The organism is Ensifer adhaerens (genome assembly GCF_028993555.1).
Taxonomy (GTDB): Bacteria; Pseudomonadota; Alphaproteobacteria; order Rhizobiales; family Rhizobiaceae; genus Ensifer; species Ensifer adhaerens_I.
In genome coordinates this window covers 2,421,066-2,441,097 of record NZ_CP118611.1, presented here as the reverse complement: position 1 = coordinate 2,441,097, position 20,032 = coordinate 2,421,066, and the positions used below count along the sequence as shown (strand labels likewise).

Annotated in this window: 16 protein-coding genes and 1 pseudogene; 7 read left to right on the top strand and 10 right to left on the bottom strand. The window is 63.2% G+C overall.

The window, feature by feature from the left end; translation table 11 throughout:
• Positions 1 to 649: 649 nt before the first annotated feature.
• Positions 650 to 2,233, top strand: a complete 1,584-nt coding sequence (locus PWG15_RS31175; RefSeq protein ID WP_275025448.1) for a Na+/H+ antiporter — start codon at positions 650 to 652, stop codon at positions 2,231 to 2,233.
• Between the two features lie 60 nt (positions 2,234 to 2,293).
• Here the strand turns inward: PWG15_RS31175 and PWG15_RS31170 are convergent, their stop codons facing one another.
• The 5 genes from PWG15_RS31170 to PWG15_RS31150 all read right to left on the bottom strand — a co-directional run bounded on the left by PWG15_RS31170 (position 2,294) and on the right by PWG15_RS31150 (position 8,764).
• Positions 2,294 to 2,560, bottom strand: a complete 267-nt coding sequence (locus PWG15_RS31170) for a DUF2277 domain-containing protein (protein ID WP_275025447.1) — start codon at positions 2,558 to 2,560, stop codon at positions 2,294 to 2,296.
• 133 nt (positions 2,561 to 2,693) lie between these two features.
• Complete coding sequence (locus PWG15_RS31165) at positions 2,694 to 4,013, bottom strand: tlde1 domain-containing protein (protein WP_275025446.1); 1,320 nt, start codon at positions 4,011 to 4,013, stop codon at positions 2,694 to 2,696.
• A 464-nt stretch (positions 4,014 to 4,477) separates the two neighbouring features.
• Positions 4,478 to 6,304, bottom strand: coding sequence for an adenylate/guanylate cyclase domain-containing protein (locus PWG15_RS31160; protein WP_275025444.1), 1,827 nt, complete (start codon positions 6,302 to 6,304; stop codon positions 4,478 to 4,480).
• Positions 6,305 to 6,535: 231 nt separating this feature from the next.
• Positions 6,536 to 7,720, bottom strand: coding sequence for a glycoside hydrolase family 5 protein (locus PWG15_RS31155; RefSeq protein ID WP_275025443.1), 1,185 nt, complete (start codon positions 7,718 to 7,720; stop codon positions 6,536 to 6,538).
• Between the two features lie 150 nt (positions 7,721 to 7,870).
• Complete coding sequence (locus tag PWG15_RS31150; protein ID WP_275025442.1) at positions 7,871 to 8,764, bottom strand: LysR family transcriptional regulator; 894 nt, start codon at positions 8,762 to 8,764, stop codon at positions 7,871 to 7,873.
• A 104-nt stretch (positions 8,765 to 8,868) separates the two neighbouring features.
• On the opposite strand from PWG15_RS31150, the gene PWG15_RS31145 reads away from it, so the two are divergent.
• The 3 genes from PWG15_RS31145 to PWG15_RS31135 are packed head-to-tail and all read left to right on the top strand — an operon-like array spanning position 8,869 to position 11,415.
• Complete coding sequence (locus PWG15_RS31145) at positions 8,869 to 9,483, top strand: nitroreductase family protein (protein ID WP_275025441.1); 615 nt, start codon at positions 8,869 to 8,871, stop codon at positions 9,481 to 9,483.
• Positions 9,480 to 10,334 (top strand): EamA family transporter, encoded by an 855-nt coding sequence (locus PWG15_RS31140; RefSeq protein WP_275025440.1) that lies wholly within the window; start codon positions 9,480 to 9,482, stop codon positions 10,332 to 10,334. The genes PWG15_RS31145 and PWG15_RS31140 overlap by 4 nt, the downstream gene beginning before the upstream one ends.
• 43 nt (positions 10,335 to 10,377) lie before the next feature.
• On the top strand, positions 10,378 to 11,415 hold the full coding sequence (locus PWG15_RS31135; protein WP_275025439.1) for a 2-dehydropantoate 2-reductase: 1,038 nt from the start codon (positions 10,378 to 10,380) through the stop codon (positions 11,413 to 11,415).
• Between the two features lie 273 nt (positions 11,416 to 11,688).
• On the opposite strand, the gene PWG15_RS31130 is transcribed toward PWG15_RS31135, so the two are convergent.
• The 3 genes from PWG15_RS31130 to PWG15_RS31120 all read right to left on the bottom strand — a co-directional run bounded on the left by PWG15_RS31130 (position 11,689) and on the right by PWG15_RS31120 (position 14,723).
• Positions 11,689 to 13,131: a TRAP transporter large permease gene (locus tag PWG15_RS31130; protein WP_275025438.1), complete on the bottom strand. Its 1,443-nt coding sequence runs from the start codon at positions 13,129 to 13,131 to the stop codon at positions 11,689 to 11,691.
• On the bottom strand, positions 13,128 to 13,643 hold the full coding sequence (locus PWG15_RS31125; protein ID WP_275025437.1) for a TRAP transporter small permease: 516 nt from the start codon (positions 13,641 to 13,643) through the stop codon (positions 13,128 to 13,130). Before PWG15_RS31125 ends, PWG15_RS31130 begins: the two co-directional genes overlap by 4 nt.
• Before the next feature lie 66 nt (positions 13,644 to 13,709).
• Positions 13,710 to 14,723, bottom strand: coding sequence for a TRAP transporter substrate-binding protein (locus tag PWG15_RS31120; protein WP_275025436.1), 1,014 nt, complete (start codon positions 14,721 to 14,723; stop codon positions 13,710 to 13,712).
• 390 nt (positions 14,724 to 15,113) lie between these two features.
• On the opposite strand from PWG15_RS31120, the gene PWG15_RS31115 reads away from it, so the two are divergent.
• A complete protein-coding gene (locus tag PWG15_RS31115) occupies positions 15,114 to 15,374 on the top strand; it encodes a hypothetical protein (protein WP_275025435.1) in 261 nt (86 codons plus the stop codon).
• Between the two features lie 310 nt (positions 15,375 to 15,684).
• Here the strand turns inward: PWG15_RS31115 and PWG15_RS31110 are convergent.
• A pseudogene (locus tag PWG15_RS31110) lies at positions 15,685 to 16,400 on the bottom strand (DUF6065 family protein).
• Between the two features lie 303 nt (positions 16,401 to 16,703).
• On the opposite strand from PWG15_RS31110, the gene PWG15_RS31105 reads away from it, so the two are divergent.
• Together PWG15_RS31105 and PWG15_RS31100 are read left to right on the top strand one after the other, a co-directional pair.
• The gene (locus PWG15_RS31105) at positions 16,704 to 17,900 is read left to right on the top strand and encodes an MFS transporter (RefSeq protein ID WP_275025434.1); all 1,197 of its coding nucleotides are present in this window, start codon (positions 16,704 to 16,706) and stop codon (positions 17,898 to 17,900) included.
• Positions 17,901 to 18,101: 201 nt separating this feature from the next.
• The gene (locus PWG15_RS31100) at positions 18,102 to 19,070 is read left to right on the top strand and encodes a TerC family protein (protein ID WP_425536792.1); all 969 of its coding nucleotides are present in this window, start codon (positions 18,102 to 18,104) and stop codon (positions 19,068 to 19,070) included.
• A gap of 73 nt (positions 19,071 to 19,143) precedes the next feature.
• Here PWG15_RS31100 and PWG15_RS31095 read toward each other — a convergent pair whose 3' ends face one another.
• Positions 19,144 to 20,028 (bottom strand): aldose 1-epimerase, encoded by an 885-nt coding sequence (locus tag PWG15_RS31095; RefSeq protein WP_275025431.1) that lies wholly within the window; start codon positions 20,026 to 20,028, stop codon positions 19,144 to 19,146.
• Between the last annotated feature and the right edge of the window lie 4 nt (positions 20,029 to 20,032).

Here is a 20,032-nt window from a genome sequence, read left to right as displayed (position 1 = left end):
CGCTCCCGGCGAAAAGGGCACTAATCACAGAGGCGAGGAAAGGGAAGCTCTACCAAGGTGTTGCGGCAAGATCGGCCTGTGTACAACCGGTGGATAGAATGCGGACAACTCGGGCAGCTGCGAAGCCGGCCTTTCTGATCGAGAAAACCGCTCTAGCATGTTCATGCGGCCGATCCCACGGTCGCTAGTGTAGCAGCTATATCATCGGGACCGGTGCTTCGCGCCGGTCCCGATCCTCTTTCCAGAACTTTCTTCGGCCGCGAGGCGCTCGTCATGTTCTTTGGTGCGCCGCGCTCACCGAGTGCGGGGGAAGGGCACGGCTTGGACCTGCTCGTGTGCAGTGCACGCATAGCTGCATTGCACAATATTTGTTTTCCAAGTGGTCAAAAATCAGGCATAAAGCACACAGCTGATGCACATGGCGGTTCTCCTCCCAATACCGCCGCAGCAGCTGTTCCCCTCTGGAGGTTTATTGACCTTCACACCTTATGGGCCGCGGTCTTCCGTCGGCCCTTTTTTCTTTCTTGGCCGCACCTCTTTTCTCCGCTTGAACCGCTTCGCAGGCGCTGTTGATGTGACGCGCACCAATTGCGTTTCGGCAAAACGCGTTCTGTAATGCTCGCGTCCTGGAGCGGGGGAGGCAGAGCGCGTGGAACCGACACATCTGTTCGAGCTGGTGATTGGCATGTTTGTGGCGATCATCGCGCTGCACTATGTCGCCCACAGGCTCGGGTTGCCGCCTTCCGTGGCACTCCTGGCCGGCGGGGCGCTGCTCGCCTTCGTGCCGGGCCTGCCGACGATCGAGGTGGATCCCGACCTGGTGCTCGTCATCTTCCTGCCGCCGCTGCTGCTTGACGGCGCATGGACGATCGCTCTCGGCCGCCTGCGCCGTCATCTCATCGGCATCGCCTCGCTGGCGATCGGCGCGGTATTTTTCACCTGTGCCTTGGTCGCCATGGTCACGCACCTGCTGTTCCCCTCGCTCCCCTGGGCTGCCTGCGCGGCGCTTGGAGCGATCGTCTCACCGCCCGATGCGGTTTCGGCCCGCGCCGTGCTGCAGCGCGTGCGGCTGCCACGGCGGTTGCAGATCCTGCTCGAGGGAGAAAGCCTGCTCAACGACGCGAGCGGCCTCGTGCTTTTCCGCTTCGCGATTGCCGCCGGCGTTACCGGGGCCTTCAGCGCCAGCGAAGCGGTCGGCAGCTTTTTCGTGCTCGCCATCGGCGGTGCCCTTGTCGGTACCGCCATCGGCACGGCCTGGGTCGTGCTAGCGCGCCGTCTTGGCGACGAATACCTGATCATCGCTGCCACGGCCCTGCTTTCCTGGACCTCCTACCTGCTCGGCGAGTTTCTGCATGTTTCAGGCGTCATTGCCACGGTCACCACCGGCCTGATCGCCAGCTGGCACCAGCACACCGTGCTCACCGCGGCCACACGCATGCGCGGCTCGTCATTCTGGACCGTCATCGTCTTCCTGATGGAGGCTGCCGTCTTCATTCTGATCGGCCTGTCGCTGCGCGGCGTCGTCGAGCGTGGAGGCGGCTTCGGGGTCGTTACCGCCACCATGTGGTGGCCAATCCTTGTTATCCTCGTCGCGCTCTCCGTCGCGCGCTTTGCCTGGGTGTTCGGGTCGGATTTCGTCATCCGCCTCGGCAACGCCCTTGGCATGGAGCGCTATCGCCCGCTTGGCGCACGCGCGGCAACGGTTGTCTCCTGGGCGGGCGTCCGCGGCGTGGTCACGCTGGCCTTGGCCCTCAGCATACCGGAGGGCTTCCCGGGTCGCGACTTCATCCTGGTGACGTCCTTTGCCGTCATCCTGGGGACCGTGCTCGTCCAGGGCACCACGCTCGGGCGGGTGATCGCCTGGGCGGGGCTCGTCGAGCCACCATCGGAAAAGGCGCGCCTCAGCATGAGCCAGGCCGAGGCGGCAATGGCACAGGCACAACTCGTGACCATTCAGAGCCGGGCCTATGATGGTGCAGGCACCCTCATCCATCCGCAACTGCTCGACAGGTATCAGCGCCGGGCGGTGTCGATCGTCGACTATGCCGAGCGCACGGAACACTACACGCCCATTCTTCATGCCCACTTCGACGTCGTGCTCGAAGCGGTCGCAACCGGACGGCGCGAACTCATCCGGCTCCATCGCGCCGGCGAGATCGACGACGAGACACTGCATGAATTGGAACGGGACCTCGACCTTGAAGAATTGAGCGCGCTCGCCGCCAAGGCGTGAGGAGCACTCCCAGCGGGTCCGGGAACAAAGCCCGTCGGCTATTGCTGACGCTACTTTGTCTCAGGCGAACCGGATCGCGTTTCTGGCGCGGGCCTTGGCTGCTTCTTCTTCGCGATTGCGCGGCGGCTGCGACGTTTCCAGTGAATAGAGCAATTCCCGGGCGCAGGCCGCGATCGAATTGACGGCCTGCTCGAAGGCGGCCTCGTTGCGCTTGGCCGGTTTGGTCGTTCCGCTCAGTTTGCGCACGAACTGCAACGCGGCGTCATGGATCTCCGCGTCCGTAGCCGGCGGCTCGAAGTTGAACAGGGGTTTTATGTTGCGGCACATGACGGGCTCCCGGTCCTCTTCATCTCGCTCCTGTAGAGGCCCGGATCTTAATGCCCGTTTCTCATTGGCGGAAGACCTTTGCCGTCTCTCACCAGCATTCCGACCGTAGGGTGTCTCCTGACAGGCGGACCCGTCAGGAACTCCTGCCGTTCTGCGCCAGGCGCATGCCGGCTGCGCGTCCGCCGCTCGGCACCACGACGATCTGCTTGACCTTGCCCTGTTTGAAGGCGGTAAGGAAACGCGGGTAGTCGGCGAAGGCGACGCAGCCATGGGATTCCGCCCGCTTGCCGCGCAGCAGGTAGCTGTGGGTCAGGAAGCCGTCGCGGCCGTGCTTGTTCCTGCCGTCGATCGGCAGCATGCGGATCGCTTCGACCCCATGGAAGCGCGTCTCGCGCATCCTGAGATTATAGGTGTGCGGCGGGGTCGGCCCGGTCATCTTGACATCCACGTAGCGCGGATTGTCGGCCATCTTGCCGATGCCGGAATGGGCCTCAAGCACGCTGCCATCGGGCATGTAGACTTTGGCAGCGGTGATGTCGTAGACGGCGACGCCATTGCCGGCCTTGGCTCCACCGCCGAACATGTTTCGCAGCGCCTGGCCGAAGCCGGTGCCGGAGCTGTTCTCCGTCGGATCTTCCGGCCGCGCATAGGCAACCTTCGGCTTTGCCGGCGTTTCGCGTTCGTCGGCCTTTCCGGTCTCTTCGGCCTTAGGTGCAGCCTCGATTTCTGCCTGCCCGGTCGCAGGTTTCTCGGTCTCGGCAACCGGCTTCTGCGCTTGCTCGCTGCGCGGGCGGAACTGCGGCATGGGACCGATGGACGGCGTGTCCTCATGGCTCGGCAGGGCGGCCGTGTCGTCAGCCGTGTCCGGTTCCGGTTGTTCCGCGACATCGTCCTCGGCCGGCGCGGTCAGCACGGCGGAGAACGCGCTGTCTTCCACATGGCTCTGAGAGGGGGTGGCATAGGCGAGCTGGACCGCCGGCTTGTCGGCGAGACCGCCGGTCATCGGGGCGAAACGTTCCGATGCGGGCATGTTCATCGTCGCCGTCTGGTGGCGAGAGTGCGGGGAAGCGGAGGGGGCAGAATTGCTGGCGAGCTTTTCCGATGCCAATACCGCTTGCTTGACGGCCGCCGCAAGGCGTGCGCTCTTGCCGAGCATTTCGGCATCCCGCGGGAATTCAGGATCGCTGGCGAATCTCGCTTCGCTGGGCGTCAGGCTTGCGACGATCACCGGCTGCGCTGCGGCAGCAGCGACGAGCTTCGTCGCCTGGTTGACCCTGGCGTGCTTGTCCCAGGCGCGCTCTTTCGCCTTCTCGGCCAGATGAAGCTGCGGTTTGGGCAGCAGCCGGCCGGAGCCATGCGCGTAGGAACTGTTCATCGCGACCATGCCGACGAGCGACCACGCAGCCGCGCCGACAAGAGCGGTGCCGCAGCAAGTGATCAGCAATGGACGCAACAGACGATTCAGTGACTGTGGGCGAATGATCTTACTCAACTACGCAATTCAAGCCAGAAATTCACGCAAAAGGCCCTCAGGCCGGCGAGCGACCACCGCTGCGCGACTTCCGGATTGTCCCCTTCTTGACGACTGATGGACAAAAGATGGAGAAGTATGGTTAAATTTTGCTTTCCAGGCGGCGAAAATCAGCATTTTTTCAGCGCCCGTACGAAATTGCTGAGCGAGTCTGCCCGTAGAAGTCGCCGCAGTGCTTCAGGGTCGACCACTGCTTGCGAAATGGCCGAACAGGCCAAGCGCGGGTGGCGGCAATTGTCCGTCACTGCGGATGCACACCGACAGCCGGCGCACGGCCCATGTCTCCTGAAGGCGGATGATGGCGATCCGAGCCCGACGGCAGGCTCTGAGACCCCTCTTTTGAAGCAGAGGCATGGTTGAATGTGCCGGTCCCCGCGTCGCGCCGCTTATCCCGCTTTGGTCGGCAACCGGTAGATTTCGGTCTGCTCCGTCCGGCCGGAAAGGCAGTGTTTGCCAAGCGGTGTAAGGTCGGAGCGGTCTACGGTCAGGAAATCGACGGTTTCACCGCTCAGGAGCACGACGATCTCCTCGTTCGGCGCAACCGACTTGCCGAACTGCTCCATGCGGTTGCACACATTCACCGCATCGCCGACGATCGTATAGGCGGACCGCCCGCTCATGCCGATATTGCCCGAGACGACCGGACCGGAATGGACGCCGATGCGCACCCGCAGAGGAGCTAGACCCTGCCGGCGCCGGTCTGCATTGTCCTCGCCAACCGCAAGCGCGATGGCGCGGGCGGCGCGCATGGCGCGATCGGCATGATCCGGCTGGTCGTCGGGAGCGCCCCAAAATGCCATCACGCAATCGCCGATGAACTTGTCGATCGTGCCGCCCTCATCTTCGATGCATTGGCCGAGCAGATCGAAATGCCTATTCAGAAGTGCGGCGACTTCGGCAGCAGTGGTCTTTTCGGCGGTAGCGGTGAAATCGACCACATCGGTAAACATGATGGTCACCGTGCGCTGGCTCGAGACGAGATCGCCGCTTCCAAGGAGATGGCGCACCAGTTTCTTCGGCACGTAGGTTTCGAGCCAGCGCAGCCCGTTCAACATAGTATTGTAGGCCCGCGCCTGTTCGTTCAACTCGGTAAACAGGCTGCCGGGTAGGGGGTGAAGGGCCGCGAAGTCGAGCATGCCAACGGCGCGGACCTCGTGCGCCATGCTGGTGACCGGGCGAACGATCAGACGGCTGACGACCCATGCGATGACGATCGCAGCGAGAAGCACCACGAGGCCGGCTACGCCGGCACGCAGCAGGTCCGAAATCGGCTTCTCCAGCGATTCGATCGGCACCTCGACGCCGACGATGAGAGGAGCAGGTGCATAGCCGCTGATCTCGCGGGTGAGAATGACACGACCTTTGTCGCCCACCTCCACGACACGCGCCTCCAGTGCTGAATCATGGAAGGTCTCGGGTTCCCCGTCCCACAATGCGGCAAGGAACGGATCGCCAAGTTCGCCAAGCTTCGGCAGCCGGTGCTCTGCCGACAGCAGCGGATGGCCCGATGCCATCATGGGATGGGCCAGCACCTGATCGCGGCCATAAAGCACGAAGGGTGTCGTCCCGGGATTGGAGACGGCGATCTGGCGCAGGAAGTCCGAAATGGCGTCGACCGTGATCGTTGCCCTGAAGACCCCGGAAAACTGGTCGCCGACGCTTGCCGGCTGCTGCAGGTTTGTGACCGACGTGCGTATCGCTGGGTCCGGAACGAAGTAGACCGGTCCCCATTCGGCCTTGCCGCTACGGCGCGCCTCCTCGATCTCCGTGCGCTCGTTGTCGGTCCTGATGGTGTCGGCGAAGGAAAAGACGCCCTTCGACCCTTGAGTCACGCCGAAGATTTCGCCATTTGGCTTGACGAAGGAGAGCACCCGCACCTGCGGGGTCGCCGCGAGCGCGCCGGTCATGACGCGCTCCAGCGCCAGCGGGTCCGCCGGATCGAGGCGCCCGGCCCCGACTTCCTTTGCCAGGAAGGCCAACTGGTCCTCAACCGGGGCGAAGCGGCTACCGATTTTCGTCTGGACGGCGTCGAGGCCGAGATGGGCCGACTGGGCGAGCAATTCGCGGGTAGCACCCGCCGACATGTACCAGACGACGGAGAGGATGACGGCGGCGGTCAGTGCCACCAGTGCCGCCATCACGATCGCCAGCGTGCGTGACAGGGAGATGGTTCGCTTTCGTGTGTCGGCGTCGGCCGCCCCGGTCTTCTGCAAAGACATGTCCCAAGTTGGAAACGGCGCCACGTACGTCGTGGCACTCGTAAGGATGATGGTTCTTCTAACGATTCCCGCCCTTTTTCCAAGCAGACCGTGGTCCGGTTGGGCAGGAGAAGGCTGCGACGTCATGTGCATCGCAATGGAGCGCTTTTGTGACGACGGTGCTGACGGCAGCCACGCCCGACGGGCCGGAACGGCCCGGTTCCAGGGCGTTGCGGCGGAACGCGATCACTGATCCTCGGCGAGCCGCCGGCTGATGGGGGCAAACTCCGGCGTCGACTTGCGCGGCGTCGTGTCGCGCTCATTGGCTTCCATCTGCTGCCAATATTTCCAGCCGACGGTCTTGGTGCCGAGTTCGTAGTCCATGCCATCCCAGGCATCTTCCCGGAAGCTGTAGAAGGCCCAGTGCAGATCGTCCTTGTCGAGCGCGGTCAACACGTCCTCGAGATAGGTCTTGCAGCCCGACCAGCGGCGCATGCAGCCGAATTCGCCGGCGACCAGACGATCGAGCGGGATGCTCCTGTCCCTCGCCCATTGCACCGGCTTTGCGAGATAGCCGGCCATTCGCGCCCTGTCCCAGGTCTCTTCGCCTTCGCCAAAGGGCACCTTGCCCGGGTAGGCATAGGGCTTGTCGCGCTTGATGTTGGGCGCGCTCGTCGCCGCATAGGGTTCGTACATGTGAAAGCTGTAGAGCACCTTCTGGTCCGTAAGCCCCGATGGCCAGTAGGAAAAGGCATCGGCCGCCGCATACCAGCCGGCATCGGCCATAATGGGGGTTGCCGGATCGACTTCGCGGATGGCGTCGATGACGGTTTCGTAGAAGGCTTTGAGATCCGAAGCGCTGCCTTGTTTGCCGTCGTACCAGGCCTGCATCGCCTGCGGATCAGCGTGTTCGGCAAGGCCATTGTTCTTTTCTGGTGCTGGTTCGTTGACAATATTGTAGGCGGCGACGGCCGGATGGTCCTTCAGTTCACGGGCCAGATCCCGCCAGAAGCTTGCCGCCTGGTCCCACCAGGCCTTGTCTCGCCAAAGCCGGCCGTCGAATTTGTTGCCGTTGTTCTGGGCCCAGCGCATGCCTGGCAGAGACAGCGGCGCGATTACGACCTTGAGCCCGGCCTTGTCGGCGCGGTCGAGCGTCCCTCTCAGCGTTTCGAGATCGGCGGCCGGAATGCCCGCATACTTGTCCGCGTCGCCGATCAGGTAATCGCGTTTCGCCGGTTTCCACTTGTCGTAGGAAAGGCGTACCCAGGTGGCGCCGTAGCCTGCCAGCGCCTTGAAATACGCCTCGTCCGGCGGCAGCCGGTTGAAGCTGTTGCCGCCGTGCTGGGGCTTGTCCCAGAAGGTCATGAGATCGGCCGCGCCAGCCGACCCGGCGAGGCTGAAAGCGAAGAGGGTGGCGGCAATCAGGCGCATGAGATCTGTCCTTCGGGGCTCTCGTTTAAGTGCCGGTAACCTACTGGCGCATCGCATCGCCGGTGTTCCCCAGGGAACAGTGCGAGATTTTGTCGGCTTGCAACGGTTCGATCCCATGCCCGTCTCTCGACGCGACATGCGCCCGGCGCTTTATTGGGGGCGGCTGAATGTTTCGGCGAGAAAATCGAGGAACGCCCGGATCTTCGGGGCGACGTGCTGCCGGGAGGGGTAGATGGCGTAGAGCGTGGTTTCGACCGTATCCCAGTCGGAAAGTACGCGTTGCAGTCGACCGCTCTTCAGATCGTCCTCCACATAGGGGCGGGGTATCAGGCTCACCCCGAAGCCGGCGCGCAACGCATCGCGCACGGCAAGGCTTGATGTCACCGAATAGCGGGCCTTTACGGCCACCTTCTCTGTGCGGCTGCCCTTGCGAAACTCCCATAGGTCCGCATGTCCCGAGAGACTGAAGCGGATACAGTTGTGCGATTTCAGGTCGGTGGGATCCAGCGGTTTGCCGTGCGCCTCGAAGTAGGCGGGCGCCGAACAGAGGACATGCGGCATGACCGCGAGCTTCCTGGCGATCAGGCTGGAATCCTCCAGCTTGTCGCTGCCGCGTATGGCGAGATCGAACCCCTCCCGGACAATATCGACGCGCCTGTCGTCGAGATGAAGGTCGAGCTTGAGGTCCGGGTAGCGGGCCAGGAATTCGGGGATGACGGACGAAAGCCGCATCAGCGTCACGGTCATGGGAGCGGCGACGCGCAACGTCCCTCCCGGTGTCTGCCGCACGGGCGAGAGTGCTGCGTCGGCATCCTTTAGCGCATCCAGTCCGCGCACGACATGCTCCAGATAGAGCTTCCCCTCGTCCGTCAGCGCCATGCGTCGCGTGGTGCGGTTGATGAGCCGCGCGCCGACGCTGGCTTCGAGTTCGGCAACGTTCTTGCTGATCGCCGCCGGTGACAGGCCGAGCTTGCGCCCCGCCCCTGCGAAGCTGCCGAGTTCGGCCACGTGGCGGAAGACCTGGAGGGCGGTGTAGCGGTCCACGATAATTTTCCAATGGTGAATGATGTCTTGTGAAACGGCAATATTATCAATGCTAGGTGAATTCAATAGGGTCGCTCCGACAGATATTCGATCGGATCGGAAGAATGACACATCCCATGATCGCCCTCATCGAACAGCGCGTGTCTGCCAATCGGTTCGATGCGACCCACGAGCTGGCGGACGCCGAAATCGAGGACCTGGTGCGGCTCGCAACCCGCGCGCCAACGGCCTACAACCTTCAGAACTGGCGGTTCATCGCCGTGCGCACGCGCGAAGGAAAAGCCAGGCTGCGTAATGTGGCTCACGGGCAAGCCAAGGTCTCGGAAGCTGCCGTGACCTTCATCGTCTGCGGCCTGCTGCCCGATCACGAGACGCTGCCTGCAAGGCTGCGCCCCTCCGTCGACACCGGTTACATGCCAGGCGAAATGGTTTCCGGTTGGCAGGAGGCCGTGCGCGCCCAGTATGCCGACGCCAAGGTTGCCCGCGACGAGGCCGTGCGTTCGGCCAGTCTCGGCGCCGCGACCTTGATCTACGCTGCCGGGGCCTTGGGATTGGCGTCGGGCCCGATGGGCGGGTTCGATGCCGAGGGCGTCACCCGGGAGTTCGGCCTTGGGCCTGGCGAATTGCCGGCAATGCTTCTGGCGGTCGGCCGTGCCCTACCTGGAAACTGGCCGCAAAAGCCCCGCAGGCCGCTTGGCGAGGTTCTTCAATTCTCATGAAAACAGACGTTTCCGATATCGCCATCACTGCGATCGCCCCCGTCATCTGGGGCAGCACCTATATCGTTGCCACCGAATTCCTGCAGGGCTTCTCGCCGCTGACGGTCGCCCTGTTGCGGGCATTGCCGGCCGGGTTGCTGCTTCTCCTGATCGTCCGGCGATTGCCGCGCGGCATCTGGTGGTTTCGCGCCTTTGCGCTCGGCGCGCTCAACATCTCGATCTTTCTGAGCATGTTGTTCGTCGCCGCCTACCGTCTTCCGGGCGGTGTGGCGGCAACCGTCGCGGCGGTCCAGCCTTTGATCGTGGTTTTCATTGCAGCGCTCCTCCTGAAGGCGCCGATCCGTCCGGTCTCTCTTGTCGCTGCCATTGTCGGCATAGTCGGCGTCGCGCTGCTGGTGTTGACGCCGCAGGCCGCGCTGGACGAAATCGGCATTGCCGCCGGCCTCGCCGGTGCCGTTTCCATGGCCTTCGGCAACGTCCTGGCCAGAAAGTGGAAGTCTCCGGAATCGCTGCTCACATCCACGGCATGGCAGCTGACGGCGGGTGGCTTGCTGCTCGTTCCCGTCGCCCTTGCCTTTGAGCCGGCGGTCCCGTTGCCGACCGTTCCCAACCTGCTTACTCTCGCCTGGCTCAGCCTGATCGGCGCGGCGCTGACCTATGTTCTCTGGTTTCGCGGTATCGCGCGGCTGGAATCGGCGGCCGTGTCGGCCCTTCTCTTCCTGAGCCCGCTGACTGCGGGTTTTCTCGGATGGGTGTTCCTGGGGCAGTCCTTGAGTGTGCTTCAGATTGTCGGCGTCCTTCTGGTTATCGGCAGCATCTGGCTCAGCCAACGCATTTCCGCCCGATCGTAAGCGGCGAATTGGAAAACGACGATCCCGACCTATACTCCCTGGCATGCGGGGGGCGGGTGTTGTGAAAATCGGAGTGTTCGGCGCCGGCGCGGTCGGTGGTTTCGTCGGCGGATGCCTTTTGGCCGGTGGGGCCGAGGTGATCTTCGTCGGCCGGTCGGCGCGTGGTGCCGCTTGGCGGAAGGACGGGTTGCGCCTGACCGATCTGGATGGGCGTGACGACGTCGTCGCACCCGAGCGGGTCGCCTATTCCGATGCGGTTTCTTCGCTGGCGGACTGCGATCTCGTCCTCCTGACGGTCAAATCCGGGCAGACGGCGGGTGCCGCCACAGAGCTTTCCTCAGTGCTGCGCTCCGGTACGCCGGTCCTCAGTCTGCAGAACGGTGTGAGCAACAGCACCACGCTGCAGACCTTGCTGCCGTCCGCAAAGATCTTGCGCGGCATGGTTCCCTTCAATGTGACGGCCCCTGGGCCGGCCCATCTGCATCGTGCGACGGAAGGCAACATCGCAGTCGAGCACGACCCGCTGATGGCTGCCGCCGTGCCGCTCTTCGCGGCGGCGGGGTTGGCTCTCGACCTGCGGCGCGACATGGAAGAGGTGCAATGGGCAAAGCTGCTGATGAACCTCAACAATGCGATCAATGCGCTCTCCGGCTTGCCCCTGCGTGAGCAACTCCAGACGCATGGCTTTCGCCTCTGCCTGGCGCTTGCTCAGCGAGAAGCCCTGTCGCTACTGGCAGCTGAGGGACGTGTCCGGCCGGCGCGCCTGACACCGCTTCCATCAAACTGGCTGCCGTCCGTTCTGAGTTTGCCGGACGCCTTGTTCCGGATCATTGCCGGCCGCATGCTGAAGATCGATGCCACGGCGCGCTCCTCGATGGCCGACGACCTTGCCGCGGGCCGCTTTCCCGAAGTGGATTGGATCAACGGCGCGGTTGTCGCGCTCGCCAACAAGCTCGGCCGCCGGGCGCCGGTCAACGCGCGGCTTTGCACGCTGGTCAAGGAAGCGGCAACCTCCAGGCGGAGGGCATGGGAGGCAGATGCGCTGCTTGTCGAGCTCAGGCAGAGCGCAGGCTCAGGATAGAGCGGTACCGGCTAGCGTCTCGTGGGCACCGGGCGTCTTCACACAAAGCCGTTTGTCGCGTGCTAAAACTTGATTATAAAAAGCATGTATTGGTGCATGGGACCCGTTGAGCCTCGTCCAGCAGCCTGGCCCAGGGTGCACCTTCTAATGCCTCGTTGAAGCCGAGTTCTGAGCCTTTCGCCGATCCGCCACACGGCCGGGCGCCGATGCCGGGCCGTGTCATGTCAAATGTGACGAGGCGGCGTGCAGGGGCACCGCCATGGACCGGTCTCGTCAATTCAGCAGGCGCACCAGCGCCAGCGCGACGCCCGGGGACGCTGTGACGATGACCAGCCTCACGAGGTCGGCGATCACGAACGGCATCACGCCGCGGTAGGTCTGCGATATCGGCACGTCGGTCGCCAGCTTGTTGATGATGAAGACATTGAGGCCGATCGGCGGAGCCGAGAGGCCGATACCGACCACGATCAGCACGAGAATACCGAACCAGATGGCGACGTCGTCCGGTGGCATGCCGAGATCGAGCGTCATGACGATCGGGATGAAGACGGGGAGGGTGAGCAGGATCATCGCCAGTTCGTCCATGACGGCGCCGAGCACGATGTAGATCAACAGCATGCCGCAGACGACGGCGTAGGGCGGCAGCCCGGAGTCCCCGATCATCGAAGCCAGCATCATCGGCATCTGGGTCAGCGCGAGAAACGCGCCGAAGACCTCCGCCCCAAGGAGGATCAGGAAAATCATCCCGCTGGTCTCCGCCGTCTGCAACAGCGCGTTCTTCAGTGCGGCCGGGCTCAGCGTCCGTTGCAGCAGGCCGATCGCGAGCGTCATCGCGGCACCGACCGCTGCCCCTTCCGTCGGCGTGAACACCTCGCCATAGATGCCGCCGACGACCGTGACCGCAACGGCGGCGGCGGGAACGACTGCGAAATCCGCGGCGACAAGAAGCAGACCAAAGATCGCCAGCAATATCGCACCGACGGTACCGAGCGAACCCAACAGCCAGCCGACAGCACCGCCGACAAGCAAGACTAGCCCCAGTGGCCTTGCCCAGAACGGACGTTGCGCCTTTGCAACCTCGACGACCGTCACCGGCGGCGCGAGATGAGGCTTGCGCCGCACGACCACGGCGATGGCGATCAGATAGAACGCCGCAGCGAGCAATCCCGGCACCAGGGCGGCCTGGAACAGCTTGGCGATGTTCTGCTCGGCGGTGATTGCGTAGATCACCAGAATGACCGAGGGCGGTATGAGGATGCCGAGCGTGCCGCCGGCGGCGATCGTGCCGGTGCCAAGCCCGGCATCGACCCGCGCCCGGCGCAGTTCCGGCAGTGCCGCGCGTCCGAAGGTGGCCGTCGTCGCGACCGACGAGCCGCAGATCGCGCCGAAGCCGGTGCAAGCGGCAATCACCGCCATCGGCATTCCGCCCTTGAACCGCCCGAGCCTGCGCTCGGCGACCCGGAACATGGTTGCGGCGATGCCCGATTGCTCGGCAAGCGCGCCCATCAGGATGAAGAGCGGAATGACCGAAAGCGTGTAGCTGGCAAACTGGCTGTAAGTGTTGGTCTGCAGATAGTAGATCAGCGCGTGCGGCCCGGAGAGATAGGCATAGCCGGCGGCTCCGACCGCAAGCATGGCAAGCGCGATCGGCATTCTGATGGCGATCAGCACCAGCATCGCAGCGAAGCCCAGGCAGGCAATGGCAAAGCCGCTCATCGAGGGCCTCCGATCTTGAGAATGGCGACGGACAAGCCGATGACGGAGGCAAGCGCCGCCAGTACGGCGCAGGTCAGATAGACCGGCCAGATCGGCCAGGGCAGCTGGATCAACGTCGTTCCGTATTGCCGCGCCTCGAGGCCGCCGGTGAGAAGGCCCCAGGCGAAGAATGCCAGGCAGGCGGCCAGCACCAGGTCCCAGGCGCCGTCGATGACTCGGGTGACGCGTGCCGGAAGAGCGAGCGTGAAGGTATCGACGGCGATATGGCCGTTGCGCGCCTGGGTGTAGCCAAGGAACGAGAAGACCGCGACGCCGATCGCGACCTCCACCAGTTCGTAGTCGGCAGGAACCGGTCGATTGAAAAGCCAGCGCCCGAGCACACTGACCGTCACCAGTCCGGCCGCAAGGCAGATCAGCGTTCCGCCTATGAGTGCCAATCCCGCCGCGAGGCGTTCCAACCCGCGTCGGCGCGGCACATTCACCACGCCTTCGTACATTGCTTCTTCCGTCATCTTGGCCCCGAGCTCTTGAACGATCCGGTGCGCCCGAATTCAGGCGCACAAGGCTGGCAGCGCCTTTCAGGCGTTCGTGTATTTCTGCACGAGCCCCTGGGCGGCATTGATCAGCGCCTGGCCGTCGAGATCCTTGGCTTTCATGTCCTCGATCCACTTGTCGTGAACGGGCTTGGTCGCCGCGACCCACTTCGCCTTTTCGTCCTCGCTGATGGCACTGATCGTTCCGCTTCCGGATGCTTCGATCGAGGCACGCACTTCGGCCCCGACGCTGTCCCACATTTCGCCGGCTTTTTTGGCGAAGGTCATGCCGCTGTTGGCGTCCAGCACCGCCTTCAGTTCGGCCGGCAGCGCCTCATACTTGCCCTTGTTCATCGCCAGGAAGAAGGTCGCGGTGTAAAGCGTCGGCGAGCCCGGAATTTCCGTATGGAACTTGGTGAGTTCGTTCACCTTGATCGAGGGAACCACTTCCCACGGGATGACGCAGCCGTCGATCGCCCGCTGGGCCAGCGCTTCCGGTACCTGCGGAACGGGCATGCCGACTGGCGTTGCGCCCAGTGCCGCCAGCGCCTCGCCGGCAAGCCGGGTCGGATTGCGCAGCTTGAGGCCGGCCAGATCGGCGCTGGATTTCACTTCCTTGTTGGTGTGGATCAGTCCCTGGTCATGGGCCCAGAAGCACAGCAATTGCGTGTCGGCGGTTTCCTTCAGGACATGCGTCAGTCCGTATTCCTGGCAGGCCTGGGCGTTGATGGTGGCCTCTTTCGCGGCGACGAAAGGAAGTTCGAACACCTCGGTGGAGGGGAACCGTCCGGGTGTGTTGCCCGGTAGGGTCCAGACGATATCGACGACGCCGTTGGCCGCCTGATCGTAAAGCTGAGGCGGTTTGCCGCCGAGCTGCATCGCCGGAAAGATATCGACCTTGAGCGCACCCTTGCTCTGCTCCTCCAGGGTTTTGGCCCATGGAGTCAAGAGCCGCTGGTGGACGTTGGACGCCGGCGGCAGGAAATGGTGAAGCTTCAGCGTGACTGCGCTCTGCGCGTGCGCAGAACCAGTCCGCAAGACGAGAGGCGCCGCAAGCATGGCACCACCGGCTTTAATAAGGCTCCGTCGGTTCAGTATCATAGATCCCTCCCATTGATCCGTGTCGCTCCACCCGGAAAAAGGGCATGCCTTTGCCGCTTCACGTCAACTCAAATGACGGCGATCAGACGGTGATGCAGGCCCTCCTCGGCGGCTTGAATCTTCCTCTCGCTCCTCATCGGGAACATTCAATCCATTAACATGTTAAGTTTATTTTGAACCGACTGTCAAGCGACGTCGCGCGATGGGTCCGGGCGCATCTCGGGCCTTCCCCCGGGCCTTCCACGCCAAGGCTACGGCCTTGCACCTTGTCCGTCGGAAAGCAGCCGATCGCGTCTTGATCGACAACGTGACGTGTCCCCCACGCCGGTCGGTGCGGGGGACGATTGCTTGGGGGATCAACTCTTCACGCCGCCTCGCGAGAGGCCGTATCAATCATCATCGGACGTTGAGTTCGAGGAGGAATTGGACGAAGAGTTCGAGGAAGAATTGCTGGAGTTGCTTGAACTGGAGTTGCTCGGCGAATTGGAACTGCTGTTCGAGCTTGAGTTCGAACTCGAATTCGAGCTGGAGTTTCGCGAGGAGTTCGACGAGCTGTTGGAACTGCGGTTGGAGCTCCAGCTTCCGCGTCCGTCGTCGTTCCGGCCATAGCGCGCGTGGCTTGATTTGCCGTTTCCGGTCGCCTTCTGCAGGAAGCGGGTGACCGGGTCATCGGCAATAGCAGATGCCGGTGCTGCCGCGCCAACCGCCAGGAATGCACTCAGAACTGCGAGGACCTTTTTCATGACGTTCTCCGTTGTGGGGACAGTCTCGTTGACTGCAAGGGAGGAACGTCGGTCGCTTGCAGTTATTCCCAAGAAAACATAATTATTTCAATGTTATATTTAGTGAGCATTCGGGCATGGAGTACCGCCGCCGTCGCGTGATACAGCGACGTCGAAACGTCGTCGGCAGGCTGGCGTTACCGCTGCGCGCGAGCGAACTTCCTGTACCAGCCGTCCGAGGCGAGCGTCTTGCGCAGGATCGTCTTGCGAACATCCCCCTCCGTTGCACTTTCGCTGCGAATGTCCGCGTCGAGATCGGAAGCATCGCGGCGGAAGGGGATCACCTGGACGATCGGCGTGCAGCGCTCCAGCACATGCAGTCCGTCCCCGCCGGTGGCGAAGAACGGAAAATGGATCTCCGATTGGTAGCTGTCGGTATCGACGACGCCCGAGACGATCTCGAACACGCGGTTCGGCCGGTTGAGCGGCGGCACGAAGAGGCAGCTCCATCCGGGCGGTGTGTGAATGGTCCAGTAGTTGTGGAACTTGCACGGCGGCAGCGGCTCATGCGGATTGCCTGCCCCTAGTGGCTGGCGTGGTTGCTCACCATCGCCCGATCGAAATCCCAGCCGCAATCGACCCGCTGGCCGCCATCCGAGATTTCCATGCGCACCGTTGCGGCAAGCCCGATAACCCAGCCGGCTGCCATGGCGTCGAGGAAGGGCATGCAGCGTTTGACCGTGATGCCGCTGCTCGTCGGCGAAACATGGTTCGCATCGATGGCCGGCAGTTTCCGGAACCAGTCGGGCAGGGTGGTCTTGGCGCGGACGGGCGGCGGGATCACGCCTTCATCTTCCTTGCGGCAGAGAAAGGTCAAACGGGGTTGCGGCCTCTTCAGAAAGGCGAGTGCCATCGCAGTTCTCCTCATCACAGATGCAGGAGGAACGACGGAGCGCGGAACCTATTCCCGGCGTTTGAAGAAAAGGTCGTGGCAGCCATTGGGAGATGGGCCGGCCGGACCGATCCGACCCATGCAAAAGATCACGATGAAGTCCCGAGGCCAATCGCCGCCTTTTCGCGCGCTGAGTGACGTGATACCAAAATCGCAGAGGGATAACCGAAGCTCGCGCCCCGAAACCCCAGAATGTAGCTCGCCGTGATGCCGTGAAGGATTGCCGTCCTTCCGCGCAAGACGGCATTGCACGGGGATGGTGGCATGAACCCTCGCATATTCCTGCTGGCCCTCGCGACCTTCGCGACCGGGACCGCCGAAAACATCATCATCGGGATCCTCCCGGATGTCGGCGACGGCCTTGCCGTCTCTGTCGGCCTTGCGGGACAATTGACCGCGGCCTTTTCGGTGGCGTTCGCGCTCAGTGCACCGCTGGGGCAATTGCTGACGGTGCGCGTGGAGCGCAGGGCGATCTTCCTGTTTGCCCTTGTGCTGTTCGTCGCAAGCAACCTTGTGGCGGCGCTCAGCCCGAACTTCGCGGTGCTGCTCATCGCCCGCATCGCCATGGCTGCGGCGAGCGCGACCGTCTGTCTGGTCGCGACCATGCTGGCGGCGGAGCTGGCGGGGCCGGATAGGCGCGGCCGCGCCATCGGCATCATCTTCATGGGCATCAGCGGCTCGATGGTGTTGGGCGTGCCGGCCGGAATGGTGGTATCCGACCTCTTCGGCTGGCGAAGCGTATTCGCGGCGCTTGCCTTCTTCGCCCTGCTGATCCTCGTCGTCTGTTACACGAGCCTTGCACCTTCAGGCAGGCGGCGACAAGGCGTCTCCGGCTATCGGCAGCATCTGCGATCCTTGCCGCTCGTGGCCGGCCAGTTCGTCTCCATCTTGATGATCGGCGGCCATTTTTCCCTGTTCGCCTATCTCGCGCCCTACATCACCGATCGTGTCGGCCTCGGCCAAACGGAGCTCGTGCTGGCATTTGTCGCCTTCGGCGTGGCAGGCGTCAGCGGCGGCTATCTCAGCGGCTGGCTCGCGGATGCCGCGACGCCGCGCCGGGCGATCGTCATCACGCCTCTCGCCTATCTGCTGACCCTGCTGTTGCTGCCGCTTGCCTCATCGACGCCCTGGACCTTCATTGCCGTCATGATGGTGTGGGGCTGCATTAGTTGGATGATCTCGCCGGTGGTGCAGAGCTTTCTGATGGTGACCGGACCTGACGCGGCGGATGCCGGAATCAGCCTCAATCTTTCAGCCATGCATATCGGTGTCGCCCTCGGTACGGCCGTCGGTGGGGTCACGCTGGAGGCCGCGTCGTCGCAAGCGCTGCCGCTGGTAGGAGCTGCGGTGGCCGCCCTTGCGGTGGCGGCGAGCCTCGTGGCGGTGCGACAGCGCCCGAGCGCGAGCCATGGGCGCACCTACGACCGGCCCTGTTCCGAGCAAGTCGAGCCCGGTCGTTAGCCGGGCAGGGGCCGCTACAGAACTTCCAGAAATTCTTGAAAAAATTGCAGGTCCGACCTTGAACTGCGAAAATCGAGATCCCATTTCTCCGCCAACCCGCTGGTCCGGGCCCCTCTGGCGAGAGCTTCGGCACTCTTGCGATGTCGGACCTTATTCCGACAACATGTGCCGTTTGGGGACCCGTCTGTGGACTTTTCCTTCATGTCTGTAGTGTGGCTGGGAACGCCGCTCTGGATGTGGGCGAGCTTCTTCGCCCTCGTCATCGCTATCCTTTCGTTCGACCTCGGCATTCTCCATAAGGAGAACAAGGAGATCGGCGTTGCCGAAAGCGTCAAGCTTTCCGCCTTTTATATCGCGCTTGGCCTGACTTTCGGCGGCTGGGTGTGGTGGTATCTCGGCGCCGAGTCCGGCCTTGCCTACATGACCGGCTTTGTGGTCGAAAAGACGCTGGCGCTTGATAACGTCTTCGTCATCGCCCTCATCTTCTCCTTCTTCGCCGTTCCGCGCATTTACCAGCACCGGGTTCTCTTCTGGGGCATCCTTGGCGTTATCGTCCTGCGCGCCATCATGATCGGCGTCGGCGCGACGCTCGTTGCCGAATTTGCCTGGATTCTGTATTTCTTCGCAGCCTTCCTTGTCTTCACAGGCATCAAGATGCTGGTCATGAAGGAGGCCGAGCCTGACGTTTCCAACAACGCGCTGGTCCGCTTCATGCGAAGCCGCTTCAACGTCACCGAAGAGCATCATGGCGAGCGCTTCTTCGTGAAGCTCGTAAACCCCAAGACCGGCAGGATGACCTGGTTCATCACGCCCCTCTTCATGGCGCTGGTCATGGTCGAGGTGGCCGATGTGATCTTCGCTGTCGACTCGGTTCCCGCGATCTTCGCGATCACCACGGACCCCTTCATCGTCTACACGTCGAACATCTTCGCTATCCTCGGCCTGCGCGCTCTCTATTTCGCCCTTGCCGCGATGATCCACCGCTTCCGCTACCTGAAGCCTGCGCTCGCCGTCGTCCTGATCTTCATCGGCTCGAAGATCTTCGTCGCCGACCTCCTGGGGCTTGAGAAATTCCCGGCTGCTCTCTCGCTCGGCGTCACCTTCGCGATCATTGCCGCTGGCGTGGTCTGGAGCCTCGTGAAGACGCGCGAAGAACAACAGCCTGCCTAACCGCGGCGGTGGATCCCCAAGGATAGCGATGGCGGCGCTCCGTGAGGGGCGCCGCCTTTTTCAATGGAGTCAGTCACGGTCCGAGTTCGTGGACCCGTAGGGTCACTGTGCCTCGCAGGGCTTCTCCGGGTGCCAGCTGGACGAGGCCACCGCCTTCTGGCTGCCGGTGTGCGTTCGGTCGGTGGCTCATTGGCTCGAAGCAGAAGAAATCGGCGTCGGCGGATGGAGAATAGAGGACGAAGAAGCGCAAGCTCTCGTCCGCATCAAGCGAAAGCGCAAGGCCGCTTTCCGGCCATTCGACGCGCATCTTTCCATCCCAGCCGTCGAAGGCATTGTTCAGCCAGCCGGGCGGCAGCGGGGTGCCGGATGTGAAGTCCAATTCTTCCGGAACCGGCTTCACTGCGCCCGGCAGGTGGTTCTCCCGTTCCGTCCAATATCGCTCGGCGCGGGCAAAAAGGCGTGTTCCCGGCGTGCGCGGAAAATAGGGATGAAAGCCCAGTCCGTAGGGGAGCGTCTGCGCGGCCCGGCTGGTGACAGTGAGCGAAAGGATCACGTTTGCACCGTCGATCGTTATCGTCTGCAGCGTCTCATAAGCGAAGGGCGTGGCCGCGTCTGCCTCCTGGCTATAGCCGAGCGCCAGCGAATGACGGTCCTGGTGAAGGAGCGACCAGCGCTCAAGCCAGCCATCTCCATGTAGAACGAGCGGATCGGCCGTGTTGGGCGTGAGCATGTAACCGCGACCGTCGAAGTGGAAGCCATTGTCCTCGATGCGGTTGCCGAAGGGCACCAGCGGAAAGCATGCCTCGGCGCCGAGCGCCTGAGAAGCGAGACCCGGAGCCGGCGTCGGTGCGAGCACCGGAATACCGCGCCAGCGAGCCGAGAGAATGGCGCCGCCGAGCGGGCTCACCTCGACGGTGAGCCCCTCGTCGTTCTCCAGGAGGAGGACATCGCCCGCCATGCCG